This is a genomic window from Methylobacterium sp. yr668, assembly GCF_900116245.1.
Classification (GTDB): Bacteria; Pseudomonadota; Alphaproteobacteria; order Rhizobiales; family Beijerinckiaceae; genus Methylobacterium.
The window spans coordinates 66,378-86,660 of the sequence record NZ_FOZY01000014.1; the positions used below are offsets into that span (position 1 = coordinate 66,378).

20 protein-coding genes are annotated in these 20,283 nt (G+C 72.3%); 11 read left to right on the top strand and 9 right to left on the bottom strand.

Annotated elements, in window-relative coordinates; genetic code table 11:
• Positions 1 to 18 precede the first annotated feature (18 nt).
• Positions 19 to 1,947: a propionyl-CoA synthetase gene (locus BM419_RS18140; RefSeq protein ID WP_091927250.1), complete on the top strand. Its 1,929-nt coding sequence runs from the start codon at positions 19 to 21 to the stop codon at positions 1,945 to 1,947.
• 48 nt (positions 1,948 to 1,995) lie between these two features.
• Here BM419_RS18140 and BM419_RS18145 read toward each other — a convergent pair whose 3' ends face one another.
• Positions 1,996 to 2,469, bottom strand: coding sequence for a phospholipase A2 family protein (locus tag BM419_RS18145; protein WP_020092407.1), 474 nt, complete (start codon positions 2,467 to 2,469; stop codon positions 1,996 to 1,998).
• Between the two features lie 187 nt (positions 2,470 to 2,656).
• On the opposite strand from BM419_RS18145, the gene BM419_RS18150 reads away from it, so the two are divergent.
• Positions 2,657 to 3,775: an NADH:flavin oxidoreductase/NADH oxidase gene (locus tag BM419_RS18150; protein ID WP_091927251.1), complete on the top strand. Its 1,119-nt coding sequence runs from the start codon at positions 2,657 to 2,659 to the stop codon at positions 3,773 to 3,775.
• Between the two features lie 9 nt (positions 3,776 to 3,784).
• Here the strand turns inward: BM419_RS18150 and BM419_RS18155 are convergent, their stop codons facing one another.
• Entirely contained in the window at positions 3,785 to 4,534 is a 750-nt protein-coding gene (locus BM419_RS18155; protein WP_091927307.1) for a phosphodiester glycosidase family protein, read from the bottom strand.
• 223 nt (positions 4,535 to 4,757) lie between these two features.
• Here BM419_RS18155 and BM419_RS18160 point away from each other — a divergent pair, with 223 nt between their 5' ends.
• From BM419_RS18160 to BM419_RS18170, 3 genes are all read left to right on the top strand, one after another.
• Entirely contained in the window at positions 4,758 to 5,291 is a 534-nt protein-coding gene (locus BM419_RS18160) for a hypothetical protein (protein WP_091927252.1), read from the top strand.
• 139 nt (positions 5,292 to 5,430) lie between these two features.
• A complete protein-coding gene (locus tag BM419_RS18165) occupies positions 5,431 to 6,735 on the top strand; it encodes an MFS transporter (RefSeq protein ID WP_026604804.1) in 1,305 nt (434 codons plus the stop codon).
• Positions 6,736 to 6,737: 2 nt separating this feature from the next.
• The gene (locus BM419_RS18170; RefSeq protein ID WP_091927253.1) at positions 6,738 to 7,607 is read left to right on the top strand and encodes an amidohydrolase family protein; all 870 of its coding nucleotides are present in this window, start codon (positions 6,738 to 6,740) and stop codon (positions 7,605 to 7,607) included.
• A gap of 102 nt (positions 7,608 to 7,709) precedes the next feature.
• Here BM419_RS18170 and BM419_RS18175 read toward each other — a convergent pair whose 3' ends face one another.
• The 3 genes from BM419_RS18175 to BM419_RS18185 form a co-directional block, all read right to left on the bottom strand.
• Positions 7,710 to 7,907: a hypothetical protein gene (locus tag BM419_RS18175; protein WP_091682246.1), complete on the bottom strand. Its 198-nt coding sequence runs from the start codon at positions 7,905 to 7,907 to the stop codon at positions 7,710 to 7,712.
• Positions 7,908 to 7,975: 68 nt separating this feature from the next.
• Positions 7,976 to 9,295, bottom strand: coding sequence for an MFS transporter (locus BM419_RS18180; protein WP_091927254.1), 1,320 nt, complete (start codon positions 9,293 to 9,295; stop codon positions 7,976 to 7,978).
• 118 nt (positions 9,296 to 9,413) lie between these two features.
• Positions 9,414 to 9,974 carry a cupin domain-containing protein gene (locus BM419_RS18185; RefSeq protein WP_020092415.1) on the bottom strand — a complete coding sequence of 187 codons (561 nt, stop codon included), beginning with the start codon at positions 9,972 to 9,974 and terminating at the stop codon, positions 9,414 to 9,416.
• A 166-nt stretch (positions 9,975 to 10,140) separates the two neighbouring features.
• On the opposite strand from BM419_RS18185, the gene BM419_RS18190 reads away from it, so the two are divergent.
• Positions 10,141 to 11,475 carry an omega-aminotransferase AptA gene (locus tag BM419_RS18190; protein ID WP_091927255.1) on the top strand — a complete coding sequence of 445 codons (1,335 nt, stop codon included), beginning with the start codon at positions 10,141 to 10,143 and terminating at the stop codon, positions 11,473 to 11,475.
• 226 nt (positions 11,476 to 11,701) lie between these two features.
• Positions 11,702 to 12,763 (top strand): SDR family oxidoreductase, encoded by a 1,062-nt coding sequence (locus BM419_RS18195; RefSeq protein ID WP_091927256.1) that lies wholly within the window; start codon positions 11,702 to 11,704, stop codon positions 12,761 to 12,763.
• 113 nt (positions 12,764 to 12,876) lie between these two features.
• On the opposite strand, the gene BM419_RS18200 is transcribed toward BM419_RS18195, so the two are convergent.
• Together BM419_RS18200 and BM419_RS18205 are read right to left on the bottom strand one after the other, a co-directional pair.
• Positions 12,877 to 14,169, bottom strand: coding sequence for an ArgE/DapE family deacylase (locus BM419_RS18200; RefSeq protein ID WP_091927257.1), 1,293 nt, complete (start codon positions 14,167 to 14,169; stop codon positions 12,877 to 12,879).
• A gap of 99 nt (positions 14,170 to 14,268) precedes the next feature.
• Positions 14,269 to 15,159 (bottom strand): LysR family transcriptional regulator, encoded by an 891-nt coding sequence (locus BM419_RS18205; RefSeq protein ID WP_091927258.1) that lies wholly within the window; start codon positions 15,157 to 15,159, stop codon positions 14,269 to 14,271.
• Between the two features lie 116 nt (positions 15,160 to 15,275).
• Here BM419_RS18205 and BM419_RS18210 point away from each other — a divergent pair, with 116 nt between their 5' ends.
• From BM419_RS18210 to BM419_RS18225, 4 genes are all read left to right on the top strand, one after another.
• Positions 15,276 to 16,262 carry an NAD(P)H-dependent flavin oxidoreductase gene (locus BM419_RS18210; protein ID WP_091927259.1) on the top strand — a complete coding sequence of 329 codons (987 nt, stop codon included), beginning with the start codon at positions 15,276 to 15,278 and terminating at the stop codon, positions 16,260 to 16,262.
• Positions 16,263 to 16,451: 189 nt separating this feature from the next.
• The gene (locus tag BM419_RS18215) at positions 16,452 to 17,090 is read left to right on the top strand and encodes a L,D-transpeptidase (protein ID WP_091927260.1); all 639 of its coding nucleotides are present in this window, start codon (positions 16,452 to 16,454) and stop codon (positions 17,088 to 17,090) included.
• Positions 17,091 to 17,302: 212 nt separating this feature from the next.
• Positions 17,303 to 17,788 (top strand): SRPBCC family protein, encoded by a 486-nt coding sequence (locus BM419_RS18220; RefSeq protein WP_012318087.1) that lies wholly within the window; start codon positions 17,303 to 17,305, stop codon positions 17,786 to 17,788.
• A gap of 199 nt (positions 17,789 to 17,987) precedes the next feature.
• Positions 17,988 to 18,332 carry a hypothetical protein gene (locus BM419_RS18225; protein ID WP_020092423.1) on the top strand — a complete coding sequence of 115 codons (345 nt, stop codon included), beginning with the start codon at positions 17,988 to 17,990 and terminating at the stop codon, positions 18,330 to 18,332.
• Between the two features lie 211 nt (positions 18,333 to 18,543).
• On the opposite strand, the gene fdhE is transcribed toward BM419_RS18225, so the two are convergent.
• On the bottom strand, positions 18,544 to 19,539 hold the full coding sequence (gene fdhE, locus BM419_RS18230; RefSeq protein WP_091927261.1) for a formate dehydrogenase accessory protein FdhE: 996 nt from the start codon (positions 19,537 to 19,539) through the stop codon (positions 18,544 to 18,546).
• A gap of 4 nt (positions 19,540 to 19,543) precedes the next feature.
• A complete protein-coding gene (locus BM419_RS18235; RefSeq protein WP_020092425.1) occupies positions 19,544 to 20,266 on the bottom strand; it encodes a formate dehydrogenase subunit gamma in 723 nt (240 codons plus the stop codon).
• Positions 20,267 to 20,283 lie beyond the last annotated feature (17 nt).

Below are 20,283 nucleotides of genomic sequence, written 5' to 3' on the forward strand. Positions count from 1 at the left end.
CGAGGAAACGCCCAACCGATGACGAGAGCCAGCCTGCCGGGCCGCTACCCGGAGATCTACGAATCGGCCTGCCGCGACCCCGAGGCGTTCTGGCTCGGTGCGGCGCGGGCCCTCGACTGGGCGCGGGCGCCGGAGCGGGCCTTCGCGCCGGATTCCGGCCCCTACGGACGCTGGTTCCCGGACGGCACCCTGAACGCCTGCCACAACGCGGTGGACCGCCACGCGGACGGGGCCCGGGCGGATCAGGTGGCGATCCGCTACGACTCGCCCGTGACCGGGACCAAGCGCAGCATCACCTACCGGGCGCTGCGCGACGAGGTGGCGGTGCTGGCCGCCGTGCTGGCCGACCTCGGCGTCGGCAAGGGCGACCGGGTGATCCTGTACATGCCGATGGTGCCCGAGGCGCTGTTCGGCATGCTGGCCTGCGCCCGGCTCGGCGCGGTTCACTCGGTGGTGTTCGGCGGCTTCGCGGCCAACGAGCTGGCGGTGCGGATCGAGGACGCGGCGCCGAAGGTGGTGCTCGCCGCCTCCTGCGGGATCGAGCCGAACCGCGTGGTCGCCTACAAGCCGCTCCTCGACGCGGCGATCGCGGCCTCGCGGCACAAGCCGGAGGCCTGCCTGATCCTCCAGCGCCCGCAAGGGCCCGCGACCCTCGTCGCGGACCGGGATCGCGACTGGGGTGAGACCGTGGCGGCCGCCCGGACGGCGGGGCGGAGCGCGGCGTGCGTGCCGGTCGCCGCCACCGACCCGCTCTACGTCCTCTACACCTCCGGCACGACCGGGAAGCCGAAGGGCGTGGTCCGCGATACCGGTGGCTACCTCGTCGCCCTGGCCTGGTCGATGCCGAACCTCTACGGCGTCCAGCCCGGCGAGACCTACTTCTGCGCCTCCGACATCGGCTGGGTCGTCGGTCATTCCTACATCGTCTACGCGCCGCTCCTGCACGGCTGCACCACGGTCCTCTACGAGGGAAAACCTGTCGGCACGCCCGATGCCGGTGCCTTCTGGCGGGTGGTCGCCGAGTACGGGGTGGTCTGCCTGTTCACCGCGCCCACGGCCCTGCGGGCGATCAAGAAGGAGGATTCGAAGGGCGCCCGGATCGCCGATCACGACCTCTCGGCCTTCCGCAGCCTGTTCCTGGCGGGCGAGCGCGCTGACCCCGACTCGGTCGCCTGGGCCGAGCGCGTATTGGGCCGACCGGTCGTCGACCACTGGTGGCAGACCGAGACCGGCTGGCCGATCGCCGGCAACCCGATGGGCCTCGGCCTCCTGCCGGTGAAGCACGGCAGCACCTGCGTGCCGATGCCGGGTTACCGGGTCGAAGTCCTGGACGAGGGCGGGAAGCCGGTTCCGGCGGGGACCATGGGCACCATCGCGATCCGCCTGCCCCTGCCGCCCGGCTGCCTGCCGACCCTCTGGGGCTCGGACAACCGGATGCGGTCGAGTTACCTCGCCACCTTCCCGGGCTACTACGACACGTCGGATGCCGGGGTGATCGACGCCGACGGCTACATCACGGTCCTGGGACGGACCGACGACATCATCAACGTCGCGGGCCACCGTCTGTCCACCGGCGGCATGGAGGCGGTGCTGGCGAGCCACCCGGACGTGGCGGAATGCGCGGTCATCGGCATCCGCGACGCGCTGAAGGGAGAGGTGCCCTGCGGGTTCGTGGTGCTGAAGGCCGGCGTCGCCCGGCCGACCGAGACGATCGAGCGGGAACTCGTCGCCAAGGTGCGGGACGAGATCGGCCCGGTGGCGGCCTTCAAGCTGGCGCTGACCGTGCCGCGGCTGCCCAAGACCCGGTCGGGGAAGATCCTGCGGGCCACGATGAAGCGCATCGCCGATCACGAGCCGTGGACGATGCCGGCGACGATCGACGACGCGGCGGCCCTCGACGAGATCGGCGACAGCCTGAAGGACCGGGGGATCGGCGCGGACCGGTAGGGTGCCGGACCGCGCCGCTTGCGCGTTGACGGGCGATCGCGGCCCGCCTCAATCCGCGTCGGCGCCGTCGTCGTCGGTGTCGATATCGACCGTCGGCGCCGGCTGCGTCAGGGCGGGCGCGTAGGTCCCCGCGGTCGGACCCGTGGTGACCGAGGCCGGGACGCGCCGGGCGTTCGGCTCGGACGGGATCAGCGTCGCGGTGGCGGCCACGAGGCCGGCGAGGGACCGGACATCCTGCGGCTGCCGCGGATCGCGCGAGATCAGCGTCGCCTCCTGTTGCAGGCGGAGATTGCAGGCCTCCGAAGGCAGGCCGCCGTTCGGCGTGCAGGCGTCGTGGCGGGCGCAGGCGGCGTCGAGGGCGTCGATCGGCGGGAGCGGCGCGTTGTTGCCCGGTCCGCAGTAATTCCCGTGGATCAGCATCTTGGGGCCGCCGAAGGCGGCGGGCTGGGCCTGGGCGGTGCCCGCGAGGGCGGCGCAGCCGGCGGCCAGGGCGAGCGGGACGGCGAGTCTGGTGAGCATCATCTGGACCTCGGGCGATCTCGCCCCCTCAGGCGGTTCGCGTCGATTGCCGCGATGCGGCGACAGGCCAGGAAACGGGCGGCCACATCCGCAAGTTCCCGCAACGCCCGCTCGCAGAGGTGCTCTGCCGCACCGCACTGGCCGGCGCGCCCGTCCTGGGCCAGAGTGAACCCTCCACCAGGAGTTGCCGATGACCGCTCGCCTGTTCGAACCGCTGACGCTCGACGCGCTGACGCTCGAGAACCGCATCCTCGTCGCGCCGATGTGCCAGTACTCGGCGCGGGACGGCGAGGCGACCGACTGGCACATGATGCATCTCGGCCAGCTCGCCATGTCGGGGGCTGGCCTGCTGACCCTGGAGGCCACCGCGGTCTCCCCGGAGGCGCGGATCACCGCCTGGGATCTCGGCCTCTACAACGACGGCTGCGAGCGGGCGCTGGGTCGGGTGCTCGACGCCGTGCGCGAGTACGCGCCGATCCCGGTCTGCATCCAGATCGCCCATGCCGGGCGCAAGGCGTCCAGCGAGGCCCCCTGGGCCGGCGGCCAGCAGATCGCGCCGGAGCACGCCTACGGCTGGCGCACCGAGGCGCCCTCGGCGGTCGCGCACGGGGAGGGCGAGGTCCCGCCCCACGCCCTCGACGCCGCCGACCTGAAGCGCGTCCGCGACCAGTTCGTGGCCACCGCCAAGCGGGCCGTGCGCCTCGGCATCGAGGCCGTCGAGCTGCACGGCGCCCACGGCTACCTGCTGCACCAGTTCCTGTCGCCGATCGCCAACAAGCGGACAGATGAATACGGCGGCAGCCTCGCCAACCGCATGCGCTTCCCCCTGGAGGTCTACGACGCGGTGCGGGATGTCGTCCCCGCCGGCAGCCCGGTCTGGCTGCGGGTCTCGGCCACCGACTGGGTCGAGGACGGCTGGGATCTCGACGAGACGGTGGAGCTGGCCCAGGCCCTCAAGCGGGCCGGATCGCCGGCGCTCCACGTCTCCACGGGCGGCGTCTCGCCCAAGCAGGCGATCAGGCTCGGGCCGGGCTATCAGGTGCCCTACGCCGAGCGGATCAAGGCGGAGACCGGGCTCACCACCATCGCGGTCGGGCTGATCACCGAGGCCCGGCAGGCGGAGACGATCCTGCAGGAGGGCCGGGCGGACGCGATCTCGCTCGCCCGCGCCATGCTGTACGATCCGCGCTGGCCCTGGCACGCCGCCGCCGAGCTCGGCGCCCGGGTGCGCGCGCCCAAGCAGTACTGGCGCTCGCAGCCGCGGGAGTACAAGGACCTGTTCAAGGACACGGCCTTCGGCCAGCGCTGAGGGCGGCCCTCACCGCGGCAGCGCGCCGACCAGCGGCCCGAGAGGGCGGCTGATGTCGGTGCGGCCGAGGTTCGGCGCGTAGAGGCTGGAGACCGAGCCGTCGAGGAACAGGGCGTTCCGGCAGCCGAGATCGTCGCGGAACAGCCGCGCGAAGGCGCCGAAGGTCACCGGGCGCTCGGAGATCGCGAAGATCGCCACGTGCCCGTCGCCGGGCACGCCGACGCCGTTGCGGATCTTCTGGCTCGGCCCGTCGGCGGCGATCTTCGGGTGGATCTGGCCGTCGATCACCAGCATCGGCCCGGACTGCGTGGCGAAATCCGGCCGGATCTTCGCCCGCAGGTAGCGGGACGTGTCGACCACCCCGGCGCGCTCACCCTTCAGCCAGAAGATCCCGTTGGGCTTCAGGTGGAAATTGCCCGGCCCGTCCGCCGTGGAGACGCGCTTCAGCTCGTGCCCGTTCTCGACGTAGAGGCCGACCGGCGCCTGGTCCTTGTCGTACATGCCGGCGTTCATCGCGAAGGCGAGGCGGCCGCCCTGCTTCTCGGCGAGGGTGCCGAGGGCGCCGTAGGGCTTGCCGTCGTCCTGGAGCCAGAACAGCCGCAGCCGCTGCTTCCGGAGGTCGATGGTGCAGACCGTGAAGGTCTCACCCTGCGCCTCGACCGCCCGGCAGGGCTCCGTCGCGGCCGGGGCGGCCGCCCGGGCCGGGGCCGCGAGGGCGAGCAGCGTGATCAAGAGGGCGTGAGCCGGGCGCAGCATCATCATTCGTTCCAGGCAGCTCGGGGACGGCGAGTCGGGGACGGCGAAGCTCGTTCGGCCCGCCCTTCGCCCTGGAAAGCGGCGAATTTCGTGTCCGAGCCGCGCCCGGATGGGTCCGGACGAGGCCGGGTGCGTCTCGCGACCGCGCGCCGCGGCCGGGGCTGGACCGTTTTACCGGTTCGAGCGTTCTTAGCCGCAGAGGGCGTGTTTCCACGGAGATGACGTGATGAAGGGTGCAGTGCTCGGCTCGGCCCTGCTGGCGGCGGGTGCTCTGGCCTTGGCGCCGGCCAGCGCGGACGCGCGCGGCTTCGGCGGCGGCGGCTTCCATGGCGGCGGTTTCGGCGGCGGCTTCCACGGTGGCGGGTTCGGCGGCGGCTTCCGCGGCGGCGGGTTCGGCGGCTTCCGCAACGGCGGCTTCGGCGGCGGCTTCCGCGGCGTCGGCTTCCGTCCGGGCGGCTTCGGCTACGGCCGCGGCTTCTACGGCCGGGGCTACGGCTGGCGCGGCGGTTACGGCTACCGCGGCGGCTACGGCTACGGGCTCGGCGGCCTGGGCCTCGGCGTCGGGCTCGGCCTCGCGGCCGGTGGTCTCTACGGCGGCTACGGCTACCCGGGTTACGGCTACGGTTACGGCGGCGGCTACGCCCCCGTCGGCTACGGGTACGGCGGCGATTACGGCTACGGCGGCGGCTGTTACACGGTCCCGCGGGTGCGCTGGACGCCCTACGGCTACCGGCGGGTTCTGGTCGAGCGCTGCTACTGAGCCTCGATCGAGCGTGAAAAGAACGGGACAGGCCGCCTCCGGGCGGCCTTTTCCTTTCCGTTTGCTTGCGTGATCCGCCGCATCGTTGGACAGCTCTGCCCGGGACGCTGATACTGGTATCGGGCGGCGGGAGGCGGTGATGAGTTCAGCAACCGGGCAGGGGCCCACGGGCGTGGACGCGGTCGAGATCCGCGACGCCAGCCTCACCGCCTTCTACCGATCGATGACGCCGCCGGAGCGGCACACCTTCTGGGCGTGCGCCGCCGGCTGGTGCCTCGACGGCATGGACTTCATGATCTACCCGCTGGTGATCGGCACGATCATGGCGCTGTGGCACGTCGATGCCGGCACGGCCGGGCTCGCCGCCACGGTGACGCTGCTGGCCTCGGCGCTCGGCGGCTGGCTCGCGGGCTTCGTCGCCGACCGCATCGGCCGGGTGCTGACGCTGCAGATCACGATCCTCTGGTTCTCGCTGTTCTCCCTCCTCTGCGCCTTCGTGCAGAACTTCGAGCAGCTGCTCATCGCGCGGGCGCTGCTCGGCCTCGGCTTCGGCGGCGAGTGGGCGGCCGGCGCCGTGCTGATCGGCGAGACGATCCGGGCCGAGTATCGCGGCCGGGCGGTGGGCTCGGTCCAGTCCGGCTGGGCGATCGGCTGGGGCCTCGCGGTCCTGTCGCAGGCGGTGCTGTTCTCGCTTCTGCCGCCCGAGACCGCGTGGCGCTGGATGTTCGCGGTGGGCGCGCTGCCGGCGCTGCTGGTGTTCTACCTGCGCCGCTACGTGAAGGAGCCGGAGGTCGCCGCCGAATCCCGCGCCCGGGCCGCCGCCACGGGCGACCGGCCGCAGATCTGGGAGATCTTCTCCGGCCCGATCCTCAAGACGACGCTGCTCGCCTCCCTGGCGGCGGCGGGCTGCCAGGGCGGCTACTACGCGATCACCACCTGGGTGCCGCGCTTCCTGACCACCGAGCGCCACCTGTCGATCGTGTCCTCCACCGGCTACCTCGCGGCCCTGATCATCGGCTCGTTCACCGGCTACCTCGTGGGCGCGTGGCTCGCCGACCGGCTCGGCCGGCGGCCGCTCTTCCTGATCTTCTCGCTGGGCGCCATCGCGGTGATCGTGGCCTACACGCAGATCCCGCTCTCGAACGGCGTGCTCTGGGTGCTGGGCTTCCCGCTGGGCTTCTTCGCCTCCGGCTACTTCTCCGGCATGGGCGCCTTCCTGACCGAACTGTACCCGACCCGCCTGCGCGGCTCGGGGCAGGGGTTCTGCTACAATTTCGGCCGCGGCATCGGCGCCCTGTTCCCGGCGCTGGTCGGCTACCTCGCAGAGCGCGCCGGCCTCGCCTCGGCCATCGCGATCTTCGCGGCCGTCGCCTACGGGATCTTCTTCCTGGCGGCCTTCGCGCTGCCCGAGACGCGCGGCAAGGTCCTGCACGCGGATTCCTGATCATGCCCGAGATCCGAGACTGCCCCGCCCCGGACCCGCATCCGGAAGGCCCGACCCGCTACGCCGTGCCGGAGGGTGCGGTCGACACGCACGCCCACGTCATCGGCCTGCCGCCGGACTATCCCCTGGTGGCGGACCGCAGCTACACGCCCCCGGCGGCGCCGGCCGAGCGGTATCTGGCGATGCTCGACGGGACCGGCATGGCCAACGGCGTGCTGATCCAGGTCAGCGTGCACGGCACCGACAACCGGCTGATGGTCGAGACGCTGCGCGCCCACCGGCAGCGCCTGCGCGGCGTCGCGGTGATCCCGCTCGGCCTGCCCGACGCGGAGCTCGCCGCGCTGAAGGAGGCCGGAATCGTCGGCCTGCGCCTCAACGTCCTGTTCGGCGGCGGGGTCGGGCTCGACGCGGTCGAGTCCTACGGGGCGCTCGCCCGCGAGATGGGCTGGCACCTCCAGTTCCTGCTCGATGCTCGCGAGCTGCCGCCGATCGCCGGCCGCCTGTCGCGGCTGCCCGTGCCGCTGGTCTTCGACCATATGGGGCACATGCCGACCTCGGCCGGTCTGGACCACCCGGGCTTCGCGGCGCTGCTCGGCCTCGTCGCCGACGGCAACTGGGTGAAGCTCTCGGGTGCCTTCCGGGATTCCGTGACCGGGCCCCCCTACGCCGACACGATCCCCTTCGCCCGGGCGCTCAACGACGCCGCGCCGGACCGCTGCCTCTGGGGCTCGGACTGGCCGCACGTGGCCGCCTGGGACGGGCCGCCGCGGACGCGGGACCTCCTCGACCTGATGGCCGACTGGGTGCCGGACGCGGCCAGGCGCCGGATGGTGTTCGTGGACAACCCACGGCGGCTCTACGGCTTCGGGTAGGGGCGGCCGTTCAACGGCCGCCGGAGAGCCCGCCGACATCGCGCGCGCAGCGAAGCACCCCAGGTTCGCGCGAGGCCCGGAAAGCGGAGCGCGGCGTCTCCGTCAGACCCGCAGGTCGACGCTCTGGCCCTGTCCGGGAGGGGCCGGCGGGCCGGCGCTCGCCGCCTGGGCGGCGCTGTCCGCCACCAGCCCGGCGACCGCCTTGTCGGCGGAGAGCTGCTGCTTGGCGACGGCGATGCCGATCTGCTGGTTCTGGGACGAACCCAGCATCTGGACGGCGGCTGCGGCGATCGAATCCATGCCGCCGATCCTGGACCACCGGTCTGAATCCCGCGTTACCCGGATCCGGCGCCTTTGACCGGTCGCGCTCACCCGTCGAGGAAACCCCGCTGCCGCGCCCGGTAGCCGCCGATCGCCGTGACGCACAGGAACGACACGCCGGCCAGCGCCGTGCCGAACACCGCGATCGGCCACCAGTGGCCCTGGAAGCGCTCGGCCAGCACGGTGCCGACGATCGGCGTCAGGCCGCCGGCGAGCGCCCCGCAGAACTGGTACGCGATGGAGATCGCCGTGTAGCGCACCCGCGTCGGGAACGCGCCCGCGAGGTAGCCGGCGATCACCGCGTAGAAGGTCGCGCTGCCGACCACGTTGAGGGCGAGACCCAGCACGATCAGCGGCACAGACTTGGTCTCGACCAGCCAGAACAGCGGGTAGGGGGCCAGCATCGCCCAGACCAGCGTCCCCTGGAGGAACAGCCGCTCGTTGCGGATCAGCTCGGCGATCCGGGCGCCCACCGGGGTCATCACCAGCTGGACCACGGCGGCGATCAGCAGGGCGTCGAGGATCGTCGCCCGCGCGATGCCGAGATACTGCGTGGTGAACGCGATCATGAAGGTGTTGAACAGGTAGACCGAGGCGATCGCGAAGGTGTTGGCCCCCGCCGCCAGCAGCACCGGCTTCACGCAGGTCGTCAGCACCTCGCGCACCGGCGCCGGCGGCGGCCCGCCGGCGGCCCGGGCCTTCTCGAAGGCCGGGGATTCCGCGACGCCGAGGCGGATCGCGAGCCCGACGCCGAGCAGCAGGATGCTGACGAGGAACGGCACCCGCCAGCCCCAGGTCAGGAAGCTCTCCTTGTCGAGGAGGCCCGCGAGCCGGAAGGCCAGCAGCGACAGGATCTGCCCGGCCGGGCTGCCGAGCTGCGCGAAGGAGGCGAAGAAGGTGTTGCGCCCGGCCGGCGCGTGCTCGGCGGCCATCAGCACCGCCCCACCCCACTCGCCGCCGACCGCGAGACCCTGGATCAGCCGCAGGACGACCAGCATCACCGGCGCCCAGAGGCCGACCGACGCGTAGGTCGGCAGCAGGCCGATACACGAGGTGGCGATGCCCATCATCACGAGCGTCGCCACCAGGGCGCGCTTGCGCCCGAACCGGTCGCCGAGATGGCCGAAAATCAGGCCGCCGAGTGGTCGTGCGAGGAAGCCTACCGCGAAGGTGCCGAAGGCCGAGAGCGTCGCGATGTAAGGCGATTCCGCCGTGAAGAAGAGCGGCCCGAACACCAGGGCCGCCGCCGTGCCGTAGATGAAGAAATCGTACCACTCGATCGTGGTGCCCACGAAGGCCGCGAGCGCCGCGCGCGCCGACTGGTTCTGTCCGGGCCCGGCGGCCGGGCTTGCGGTCGTGACGGCCATCGATCCTCGCGCGGCATTATGAATTCAAACGCCGCCCTGCATGCGCCAGTCTGCCGGCCGACCGCAACGCCTGCACGCGACAGGGCGGGCGTTTCATCCGCCGCAGCCGGGCTCCGTCTCAGAAACTCGGCGGCGTGCAGGCGCTCACCACCTCGCAGGGGTTGGGCCCAACGCAGCGGAATCGGTGCGGGCGGCGGCTGTCGAAGCTGTAGGCGTCGCCGGGGCCGAGGATCCGGCGCTCGGCATCCACCGTGACCTCCAGTCGCCCGGAGAGCACGATGCCGCCCTCCTCGCCCTCGTGGGAGAGCGGCACCCGGCCGGTATCGGCGCCCGGCTCGTAGCGCTCCTTGAGGATCTGGAGCTTGCGTCCGAACAGGCTGTCGCCGACCTGACGGTACGAGATCGCCCCCTTGGCGGCCCGGCGGCCGATCTCGGTGAGGTCCTCGGCGGCGAAGAACGCCTTGCGCTCCGGCTCCGGCTCCAGGGCGAAGAACTCGGCCATGCCAATCGGCACCCCGTCGAGGATCCGCTTCAGGGCGCCCACCGACGGGTTCACCCGGTTGGCCTCGATCAGCGAGATCGCCGAGTTGGTCACGCCGGCGCGCTTGGCGAGGGTCCGCTGCGACAGGCCGTGGCGGGCCCGAACGAAGCGCAGGCGCGCGCCGACATCGATGCTCATCCGGCCAGGGCCCGTTTCAGGTGTTGCGGATCCCGCAACGGTGCCACCCGTGGCCCCGGTCCTGCAAGGGGTTGGCGGCGACCAGAAAAGGACTTGTTGCCCGATCGGCGAAGGTGTCCCCTGGTCCCGCCGCCGATCCGCGTCGCCCGTCCCGGAGAACCGCCCCATGACCGACCATCCGCTCCGCAACACGCCCGCGATGGACGCCTTCTGGATGCCGTTCACGGCCAACCGCCAGTTCAAGGCGGCGCCGCGCCTGCTCGTCTCGGCCGAGGGCATGCACTACACCGCCGACGACGGCCGCAAGGTCCTCGACGGCTCCGCGGGCCTCTGGTGCGTCAATGCCGGCCACGGGCGGCGGGGCATCGCCGCCGCGGTGGAGCGTCAGCTCGCGACCCTCGACTTCGCCCCGACCTTCCAGATGGGTCACCCCGTCGCCTTCGAGTTCGCCGAGCGGCTGGCCGAGATCGCCCCGGGCGGTCCGGACAAGCGCCTCGACCGGGTGTTCTTCACCAATTCCGGCTCGGAATCGGTCGACACCGCCCTCAAGATCGCGCTCGCCTACCAGCGGGCGATCGGGCAGGGCACGCGGACCCGGCTCGTCGGCCGCGAGCGCGGCTATCACGGCGTCGGCTTCGGCGGCCTGTCGGTCGGCGGCATCGTGTCGAACCGGCGGGTCTTCCCGCAGCTCAACGGCACCGACCACCTGCGCGACACCCACGACCCGGCCCGCAACGCCTTCGTGAAGGGCCAGCCCGAGCACGGGGCCGAGCTCGCCGAGGATCTGGAGCGGCTGGTGGCGCTCCACGGCGCCGAGACCATCGCGGCCTGCATCGTCGAGCCGGTGGCGGGCTCGACCGGCGTGCTGATCCCGCCGAAGGGCTACCTCGAGCGCCTGCGCGAGATCTGCACCAAGCACGGCATCCTGCTGATCTTCGACGAGGTCATCTCCGGCTTCGGCCGCCTCGGCGCGCCCTTCGCGACCGACTTCTTCGGTGTCGTCCCCGACCTCGTGACCAGCGCCAAGGGCCTGACCAACGGCACGGTGCCGATGGGCGCGGTCTTCGCGAGCCGCGCGGTCCACGACGGCCTGATGCACGGCCCGGACGGGATCGAGCTGTTCCACGGCTACACCTATTCCGGGCACCCGATCGCCTGCGCGGCCGGCCTCGCGACGCTCGACATCTACCGGGAGGAGGGGCTGCTGACCCGTGTCGCCGACATCGCCGACGACTGGGCGGCGGCGATCCACGATCTGCGCGGGCGCAAGAACGTCATCGACATCCGCACCATCGGGCTCGTCGCCGGCGTCGAGCTGGCGCCGCGCCCGGACGCGCCGGGCAAGCGCGCCTACGACGTGTTCGTGGACTGCTTCGAGCGCGGCCTGCTCACCCGGGTGACCGGCGACATCATCGCCCTGTCGCCGCCGCTGATCATCGAGCGCGGCCAGATCGGCGAGATCGTGGATATCCTCGGCGCGGCGATCGACCGGGTCGCCTGAGAGCGCTCCCGTCTCTGCGAGCGGAGCGAAGCAATCCAGGGTCGCGCCATGGTTCGAAACCGCACGCTGCCCTGGGTCGCTTCGCTACGCTCGCGATGACGTGGGGCTTGCGATCACACAACCCTTGCGCGCCGCACAGGCGTCCCCGCCGCGCGGCGGGGTTGTCGCGACACCACCCGCGCCCATCTGCCCCGGACCCGGATTTAAGCCGGGCACGAGGGTTTCCATGTCGAACACCGCCCTGATCGTCGGCGCCAGCGGGATCGTCGGCAGCGCCACCGCGGCGCTGCTGACCCAGGAAGGCTGGATGGTCGCGGGCCTCGCCCGTCACCCGGTGCAGCAGGACGGCGTCGCGCCGGTGGCGGGCGACCTGCAGGATCCGGCCTCCCTGGAGGAGGCGCTCTCCGACCTCGCCCCGAGCCACGTGTTCCTGGCGACCTGGCAGCGGCGTCCGACCGAGGCGGAGATGATCCGCGTCAACCGGGCTATGGTGGAGAACCTGCTCGACGCGCTCCGCCCCAAGAAGAGCGTCCGCCACGTCGCCCTGGTGACCGGGCTGAAGCACTATCTCGGCCCGTTCGAGGCCTACGGCAAAGGCACCCTGCCGCAGACGCCGTTCCGCGAGGACCAGGGCCGCCTCGACATCGAGAATTTCTACTACGCCCAGGAGGACGCCGTGTTCGCGGCCGCCGCGCGCGACGGCTTCACCTGGAGCGTGCACCGCCCGCACACGATCATCGGCAAGGCGGTGGGCAACGCCATGAACATGGGCACGACGCTCGCCTGCTACGCCACCCTGTGCCGGGAGCTGGGACGCCCGTTCATCTTCCCGGGCTCCGCCGCGCAGTGGAACGGCCTCACCGACATGACCGACGCGCGGCTTCTCGCCCGCCAGCTGCTCTGGGCGTCGACGGAACAGAGGGCCGCCAACGAGGCGTTCAACGTCGTCGACGGCGACGTCTTCCGCTGGAGCTGGATGTGGGGCCGGATCGCCGCGTGGTTCGGGATCGAGGCGGTGCCGTTCGACGGCACGCACCGGCCGCTGGAGCCCCGGATGGCGCAGGACGGCCCGGCCTGGGCCGAGATCGCGGCGCGCCACGGCCTCGCCGAGCCGAACCTCGAGAAGCTGGCCTCGCCCTGGCACACGGATGCCGATCTCGGCCGGCCGATCGAGGTCGTCACCGACATGAGCAAGAGCCGCCGCCTCGGCTTCACGACCTACCAGCCGACCGACGACGCGTTCTACGACCTGTTCGCCCAGCTCCGCGCGGACCGGCTGATCCCCTGACGGAGGACACCACCGTCATCGCGAGCGCAGCGAAGCGACCCAGGGATGCACGACGCCCGTGAGCGCAGCGCTGCCCTGGATTGCTTCGCTGCGCTCGCAAAGACGGCGGCGGATCAGGAGACCTTCCGCTCCGTCCCGCACCACTCGGCCACGAACAGCGCCATGGTGGTCGTGATCCGCTTCACCGAGGCGAGGCTCACGCGCTCGTCGAAGCCGTGGATGTTCTGGGAGGTCGGGCCGTAGCAGAGGGCCGGCACCCGATCGTAGAGAGCGTGGACGCGGGTATCGAGGTAGCCCGCCGTCATGAAGCTCTGGAGCGGCGACCCGATCGCCCGCTCGTGGGCGCGGCCGAGCACCGCCTCGGCCTCCGAGCCTTCCTCCAGCACGTAACCCTCAGCGAAGAAGCCGTTGAACACCACCCGCGGCGGGCTGTTGGCCAGGAACGGGTCGGTGCGGGAGAAGGACGCCACCGCGGCCTCGATCTCGGCGGCGGCCTGCGCGGCGCTCACGCCGGGGTAGAGCGCCACCCGGCAGTGGATCCGGCACCAAGCCGGGACCGAGGAGGCCCAGTCGCCGCCCTCGATCTTGCCGATGTTGAGGTTGATCGGGTGGTCCTCGGTCTCGAAATGCGGGTGCGCGGCCTTCTCGGCGTTCCAGCGGGCCTCGACATCGCGCAGCGCGCCGATCACCCGGTACGTGGCGTCGATGGCGTTGGCGCCGGCGCCCATCTCGCGGACATGGACCGGGACGCCCCGCACCTCGACGGTGAACCAGAGCACGCCGGTATTGGCGCGCACGAGCTTCTCGTCCTCCGGCTCGGGGATCAGCACGGCGTCGGCGCGGTAGCCGCGCAGATGGGTCATCAGGGCGCCGTTGCCGGTGGATTCCTCCTCGACCACCGACTGCACCGTCACGGAGGCCGCCGGCTGCAGGCCGAGGCGCGCCAGGGCGTCGAGGGCGAACAGGTTGGCGGCGTGCCCGGCCTTCATGTCGCCGGCGCCGCGGCCGTACATCCAGTCGCCCTGGATCACCGGATCGAAGGGCCGGTGGGTCCAGAGGTCGAGGGGCCCCGGCGGCACGACGTCGACATGGGCCTGCAGGATCAGCGAGCGCCCGGTCTCGGTGCCCGGCCTGTGGTGGCAGACGACGATCGGCGCGTCAGAATGGTGCGCGGCGTCGATCTTCGAGCCGCCCGGATGGGCCGCGATGGCGTCCCGGTCCATGGCGAAGCGCTCGGTGGCGTAGCCGCGGGCACGGAACTGGTCGAAGACGTAGTCCTGGCAGGCATGCTCCTCCCCGCGCAGGGACGCGAACCGGACGAGCGCCTGCGTGTGGGCGACCTGATCGGCGAAGCCCTCCGCCACGGAGGCTTCGATCTCGGCGGCGAGGGTGGGGTCGAGGGCCATGGAAACTCCGAACCGTCTGCGGCCGGGAGGAAGCGCCCGGGCCCGGGCCGCTGTCAACCGGCGGTTGCCGAGAGCATGGCGCGTGCCGGAACCGGGATCCTAGGTCACATCCGGGAGCGCCGTCCGCACCTGCTCGGCGAACCGCGCGAAGGCCGCGCTCGGCCGGTCGTCGGCGCGGTGGACCAGCAGCGTCGGGACGTGCCCGTCCCCGTCGGGCACCGGGTGAACCGAGACCCGGCCCGCGCGGTGCGCCGGCTCTGCCACGGCCCGCGGAACCAGGGTCACGCCCAGGCCGGCCGCCACGCAGCCGAGGATGCCGTCGAGGGTCCCGAATTCCATGCGTCGCACATGCACGAGGCCCTGGCGGGCCAGGAACGCCTCCAGGCGCCTCCGGTACGAGCAGCCGGCCCGGAACACGAGCACCTTCGCGTCGCGCGCCCGGGCCAGCCGGTCGAGCAGCGCCGCGAGGTCGCCGACGGCCGGGTGCGCCACCAGCACCAGCTCCTCCGTGAAGACCGGGAGCCCGACGAGGTCGGCCTGCGCGACCGGGCCGGCCACGAAGGCCCCCTCCAGGCTCCGGTCGAGGACCCGGGCGATCAGGTGCTCGGTCGGGCCGGTCTCCAGCTCGATGTCCACCTCCGGGTGGCGCGCGGCGAAATCCGCGAGCGGGCCGGGCAGGCGCAGGGCCGCGGTCGTCTCCATGGCGCCGATCCGCAGGGGTCCGCGCGGCTCGCCCTCGGCCAGCAGGGCGTGGCGCGCCTCCACGAGCAGCTGCCCGACCTGGAGCGCGTAGGGCAGGAGCCGCTCCCCCGCCCGGGTCAGCGTCACCCCGCGGCTGCCGCGGTGGAACAGCGGCACGCGCAGGGCCTGCTCCAGGGCGCGGATCCGGCCTGTGACGTTGGACTGGACGGTGTTGAGCCGCGCCGCCGCCCGCCCGATGCCGCCGGTCTCGGCCACCGCCGCGAAGAACATCAGGTCGGTGCTGTTCATGCCATCTGCTTTTCCGATGCCTTCCTTCAGAAGGAATCATTTTTTCCGCCATCGCGCGAGCGCTAATCCCTGGCGGGCGGCGCGCGCAACCGAGACGCTACCCGGGGAGGGGATCCATGGCCTTGAGGACCAGACTCACCGACGCCTTCGGGCTGCGACACCCGATCGTGCTGGCCCCCATGGACCCGGCCTCGGGGGGTGCCCTCGCGGCGGCGGTGAGCGCCGCCGGCGGCCTCGGCCTGATCGGCGGCGGCTACGGCGACCACGCGACGCTCGACCGGGAATTTGCCCGCGCGGGCAATCAGCGGGTCGGCTGCGGCTTCATCACGTGGTCGATGGCCCGGGACCCATCGCTCCTCGACGCGGCGCTCGCCCGGTCGCCCGCGGCCCTGATGCTCTCCTTCGCGGATCCCGCGCCCTTCGCGGACCGGATCCGCGCCGCCGGCGTGCCGCTGATCTGCCAGGTGCACACCCTGGCGCATGCGAGGCGTGCCCTGGAGGTCGGCGCGGCCGCGGTGGTGGCGCAGGGGACGGAGGCCGGCGGCCACGGCCTCACCGCCCGCGGCACCGCGGCGTTCGTGCCGGCGGTCGCCGACCTGATCGCCCGCGAGCGCCCCGAGACGCTGCTCCTCGCGGCGGGCGGCATCGCGGACGGGCGCGGCCTCGCCGCCGCCCTGGCGCTGGGGGCCGACGGTGTCCTGATGGGGACCCGGTTCTGGGCCAGCCGGGAGGCGCTGATCCACCCGGCCGCGAAGCAGCGGGTTCTCGCCGCCACCGGCGACGACACGATCCGCACGCAGGTCTACGACATCGCCCGCCAGCGGGCCTGGCCGGCGCCCTATACCGGGCGACTCCTGCGCAACACCTTCATCGAGACGTGGCACGGCCGCGAGGACGCGCTGCGCGCGGCCTCGGCCGAGCGGCGCCGGGACGTGGAGGATGCCGACGCGGCGGGCGACTACGACGTCGCCAACGTCACGGTCGGCGAGGCCGTCGGGCTCATCGCCGACCTGCCGGGCGCCGGCGACCTCGTCCTACGCATCGCCGAGGAGGCCGAGGCCGCGATCCGCCGGATCTCCGGCATGGCCGCCGCGGCGCCGTGAGGGCGCCGCCAGGGTGCTGTGAGGGTGCTGTGAGGGTGCTGTGAGGGTGCTGTGAGGGTGCTGTGAGGGTGCTCAGCAAAGCGTGACTACGCAGGGTTGCCGCGGACCGGAACCTCGGTGTTGCCGACGGTTTAGCGTGACGGCAAACCGTCGCGGTTTCTCGAGGCGCGTCTCGAGTCGGAGTCGCTCATGCGTATCGGTCTGATCTCCGTCCTGTCCGGGCTGCTCCTGTGCGCGGGGATTCCCGCGACGGCCAGCGCGGACGTGCTCGTCAACGTCGACAAGACCACCCAGCGCATGGAGGTCTCCGTCGACGGCCAGCCGCGCTATTCCTGGCCGGTCTCGACCGGCGTCGCGAGCTACGACACCCCGTCCGGCGCCTACCGCCCGTTCCGGATGGAGCGCACGCACTTCTCGAAGGAGTGGGACGACGCGCCCATGCCGTTCGCGATGTTCTTCACGACCCAGGGCCACGCCATCCACGGCACCAACCACGTCCGGAGCCTCGGGCGCGCGGCCTCGCACGGCTGCGTGCGCCTGTCGGTGCGCAACGCCGCGACCCTGTTCAACCTCGTGAAGAGCCAGGGCATGGGCCGGACGCGGGTGGTGATCGAGGGGGCGGATGTCCCGATGGCGGACCGCGGGCGGCGCGGCACCCGGCTCGCCCGGAACCGCAGCCCCTACGAGCCGGACGACCTGCTGGCGAACAGCGATCAGATGGGGCGCCGGTCGGTGCCGGCCTATTACCGCCCGGCGGCCCGGCCCGCCTACGCGCCCGCGACGGTCTACGGCTACCCGGCCGAGGCCGACGAGACGGACGGCTGGTAGGCCGGATCGCGGCCCAGGCCCCGAGTATCGGCCGATCGGCGGCACGACAGCCCCTGCGCGCAGACGATCACCGACCGCGTCGTCTGAGCGCGAAAGTCATGCGCCGCCGCTCCCGCCCATTGCCGAGCGCGCCCTCCCGGCCTAGCTCCTGCGCGGCCATCAGAGCCTGCGCGGCCCCTGCCGCGACCTGAGACGGACGGAGACACCCCGAGATGCCCTTCGCTTTCTGCCGGTCCCTTCCCCTCGCCGCCCTGGCGCTCGCCGCGGCCACCGTGCCGGGCTACGCCCTCGAGGTGACGCGCTCGGCCGACATCGCCGCGCCGCCGGCCAAGGTCTGGCAGACCATCGGCGAGTTCTGCGGCATCGGCGACTGGCACCCCGCCATCGAGAAGTGCGTCCTGTCGGACAAGGACGGCATGAAGGTCCGCACCCTCAGCCTCAAGGGTGGCGGCACCATCAAGGAGGAGCAGGTCTCCCGCGACGACAAGGTGATGAGCTACACCTACACGATCCTGGAGAGCCCGCTGCCGGTCTCGGACTACAAGTCGACCCTCTCGGTCGCCCCCGCCGGCTCCGGCTCGAAGGTGACCTGGACCGGGACCTTCAACGCCAAGGGCGCGCCGGACACGGTCGCCACCGACGCGATCCAGGGCATCTACGATTCCGGCCTGAAGGCGCTCGCCGACAAGGCGAAGTAAGCCCGTCACGATTCGGAGCGCGCCGCCGACGCCGGATGCCGGCGGCGCGCACCAAGTCCCTCCGGCAACAGCGGAATCGCGCGTTCGCGGCGAACCGCGTCCCGCGCTTCGCGCCCCTTCGGCATGTCGCCGGGGCGATTGACCCCTTGCCAAGCTCGGCTCAGAACCTCGGCGGCGCGGCCCCTCGCGCCCCAACAGGATGATCGCCGTGCCCGCGTCCCGCCTCCCGATGCGCCTCAGCCTCGTCGCCCTCGCCGTCGCGGCGCTGGGCGCCTGCCAGCAGCGCGCCACGCCCGCGGTCACCGAGCCCTCGCCGATCGTGCCGGCGCCCCTGGCCCTGCCCACGGGCAGCGGCTGCGGCCCGGAGATCGCCCGCACGAAGGCGATCGTCGACAGCGACGTGGCCACCGGCAACCTCAACAAGCCGGTGGGCGACCGCTTCAGCGCCGACCTCGCCCACGCCGCCGCGGAGTGCTCGGCCGGCAAGTCGGGCGAAGCCCTGCACCTGCTCGCCGCCGCCAAGAGCCGCTACGGCTACCGCTGAGCGCGGGGCTTTCCTTTCCCGCCGCGTTGCAGGATCGCGCCGTCGATCCTGCAGGCGCGTCCGACCCGGCCCCTCATCCCGCGGTGCGGAGCGCGGCGGAGGTCTCGAAGGCGGCCTCCAGGCGCCGCGCGCTCCCTGGAACTCGCCCTCGAGGCCCGCCGACACGGCCACCTCGGGACGAGGCCGTCGGTTCGGACAGGCGCATCCCGCGCTAGATCACGAACAGCAGGTTCAATCCGGCGCGCCGGAACCCGTCCTCGGCGATCTTCAGATCGAGCCCGTAGGACGCGATGTCGTCCGCCACCGGGTCGAGGGCCGGCGCCCGGTGCTGGTGGAGGTGCTTGATGTAGCTGTGGCAGGTCGTGCAGGTCTCGACCTGAACGTCCTTCGAGACCTCATCGAGCCCGTAATAGCTCACGTTCTCGCCGTCACCGCAGGCGGTGCAGCGGATCCGGACGTGGTTCCAGTACGTGCCGCAGAGCGAGCAGCTGAGATATCGGGCCTTGTCGGCCGGGGTCCAGGAGACGATGACGCTCGCCACCGGCGCGCCGCCGCAGCACGGGCAGACGCCGTCCGCGACGGGCTTCAGCGTCCGCGTGTCGAGGCGCGCGGCCCGCTCGGCGAAGCGCACCTGCAATGCGGCTGAGACGAACAGGCATTCGGCGATCCGGTCGACCGGCAGCGCGCCCTCGAAAACCTGCACGGCGAGATCGCGGCGCTCCTCCGGCGCGGCGGCCCGCAGGGCATCCCGCGCCGCGGCCGAGGCCTCGGGCGCGGTCGCGAGATCCAGCGCGTCGAGCAGCGCCAGGAGGCACGCGTCGAAATCCTGGTCGGCCTCGAGGCTGTGCCGCGACAGCGGCGGCATGCCGTGCTCGCTCCGCAGCGCCTGATCGGCGGGATCCGGCGCCGGCGGGGCCGGAAACCGTGCCTGGATCGCCGCCTGGGCGCGGGCGACCTCACCGACGAACCGGAGATAGGCCTCCAGCGGGTGCCCGGGCGCGGCCTCCGCCAGGCGCGCGGCCCGGTCGGCGAACAGAGTCGCGGGATCGGGCAGGCGCACGAGCGGGACCGAGCCCGAGATCCCGATCTTGTCGGGATCGGGCTTGAGCTCGCTGAAATCCCGGCGGCGGGGCTTCGGGGCCTCGGCGGGTTTCGGGGTGTTGTCCGCGGCCGGAGCCGCGGGTTTCCGCCTGAAGAAGTTGGCCACGCGATCAGGATCCGCGCTTGTCCACCGAGCCGCGGCGCGCCGGGCCGCCGGCCATCTGACGGAACCACTTGCGGTGGTGCCGGTAGGCCCAGCCGCCCGTGACCGTGCCGCGGACCATCGCCCGGCCGGTGCCGCGCACCCAGATGCCGGCGTAGACGTGCACCACGATGATCGCGATGGCGATGACGGCGGCCAGCGAGTGCGCGAGCAGCGCCCAGCGCTGGGTCTCGATCGAGGTGAGGCCGCCGAAATAGGTGTTCCAGATCACGAGGCCGGTCACGAACATCACGCCGATCAGCGCGGTCTGGCCCCAGAACACGCCCTTCTGGCCGGCATTGTACTTGCCGAGCTCCGGCAGCCGGTCCTCGCGGTTGGTGACCACGTCGCCGATCTTCTTCGACCACTCGACATCGTCCTTGTTGGGGATGTTGAGCCGCCAGAAGCGCACGAACAGGAAGAGGAAGCTGATCGCCAGCGCCACGCCGAACCACGGGTGGACCGCCCGGGTCGCCTGTCCGCCGCCGAACAGGCCGGTCAGCGAGAACAGGTAGGGCGTGAACATCGCCAGCCCCGAGAGGGTCAGCAGCGTGAACAGGATCGCGGTGATCCAGTGGTTCACGCGCTGCACGCCGGTGTAGCGCGGGACGTACATCACCTCCGGCGCCTCGGACTTGGCGTGGTGGAGGGGGCGGGAATCGCCGTCCCGGACATCGTTCTGGATCGTCATCGGCCTTCACTCGCCTG

Bases quoted from the DNA above. Each gene is read 5' to 3' on its own strand.
- BM419_RS18140 (WP_091927250.1), top strand. From the start codon at position 19: ATGACGAGAGCCAGCCTGCCGGGCCGCTACCCGGAGATCTACGAATCG.
- BM419_RS18145 (WP_020092407.1), bottom strand. From the start codon at position 2,469: ATGATGCTCACCAGACTCGCCGTCCCGCTCGCCCTGGCCGCCGGCTGC.
- BM419_RS18150 (WP_091927251.1), top strand. From the start codon at position 2,657: ATGACCGCTCGCCTGTTCGAACCGCTGACGCTCGACGCGCTGACGCTC.
- BM419_RS18155 (WP_091927307.1), bottom strand. From the start codon at position 4,534: ATGATGCTGCGCCCGGCTCACGCCCTCTTGATCACGCTGCTCGCCCTC.
- BM419_RS18160 (WP_091927252.1), top strand. From the start codon at position 4,758: ATGAAGGGTGCAGTGCTCGGCTCGGCCCTGCTGGCGGCGGGTGCTCTG.
- BM419_RS18165 (WP_026604804.1), top strand. From the start codon at position 5,431: ATGAGTTCAGCAACCGGGCAGGGGCCCACGGGCGTGGACGCGGTCGAG.
- BM419_RS18170 (WP_091927253.1), top strand. From the start codon at position 6,738: ATGCCCGAGATCCGAGACTGCCCCGCCCCGGACCCGCATCCGGAAGGC.
- BM419_RS18175 (WP_091682246.1), bottom strand. From the start codon at position 7,907: ATGGATTCGATCGCCGCAGCCGCCGTCCAGATGCTGGGTTCGTCCCAG.
- BM419_RS18180 (WP_091927254.1), bottom strand. From the start codon at position 9,295: ATGGCCGTCACGACCGCAAGCCCGGCCGCCGGGCCCGGACAGAACCAG.
- BM419_RS18185 (WP_020092415.1), bottom strand. From the start codon at position 9,974: ATGAGCATCGATGTCGGCGCGCGCCTGCGCTTCGTTCGGGCCCGCCAC.
- BM419_RS18190 (WP_091927255.1), top strand. From the start codon at position 10,141: ATGACCGACCATCCGCTCCGCAACACGCCCGCGATGGACGCCTTCTGG.
- BM419_RS18195 (WP_091927256.1), top strand. From the start codon at position 11,702: ATGTCGAACACCGCCCTGATCGTCGGCGCCAGCGGGATCGTCGGCAGC.
- BM419_RS18200 (WP_091927257.1), bottom strand. From the start codon at position 14,169: ATGGCCCTCGACCCCACCCTCGCCGCCGAGATCGAAGCCTCCGTGGCG.
- BM419_RS18205 (WP_091927258.1), bottom strand. From the start codon at position 15,159: ATGAACAGCACCGACCTGATGTTCTTCGCGGCGGTGGCCGAGACCGGC.
- BM419_RS18210 (WP_091927259.1), top strand. From the start codon at position 15,276: ATGGCCTTGAGGACCAGACTCACCGACGCCTTCGGGCTGCGACACCCG.
- BM419_RS18215 (WP_091927260.1), top strand. From the start codon at position 16,452: ATGCGTATCGGTCTGATCTCCGTCCTGTCCGGGCTGCTCCTGTGCGCG.
- BM419_RS18220 (WP_012318087.1), top strand. From the start codon at position 17,303: ATGCCCTTCGCTTTCTGCCGGTCCCTTCCCCTCGCCGCCCTGGCGCTC.
- BM419_RS18225 (WP_020092423.1), top strand. From the start codon at position 17,988: ATGATCGCCGTGCCCGCGTCCCGCCTCCCGATGCGCCTCAGCCTCGTC.
- BM419_RS18235 (WP_020092425.1), bottom strand. From the start codon at position 20,266: ATGACGATCCAGAACGATGTCCGGGACGGCGATTCCCGCCCCCTCCAC.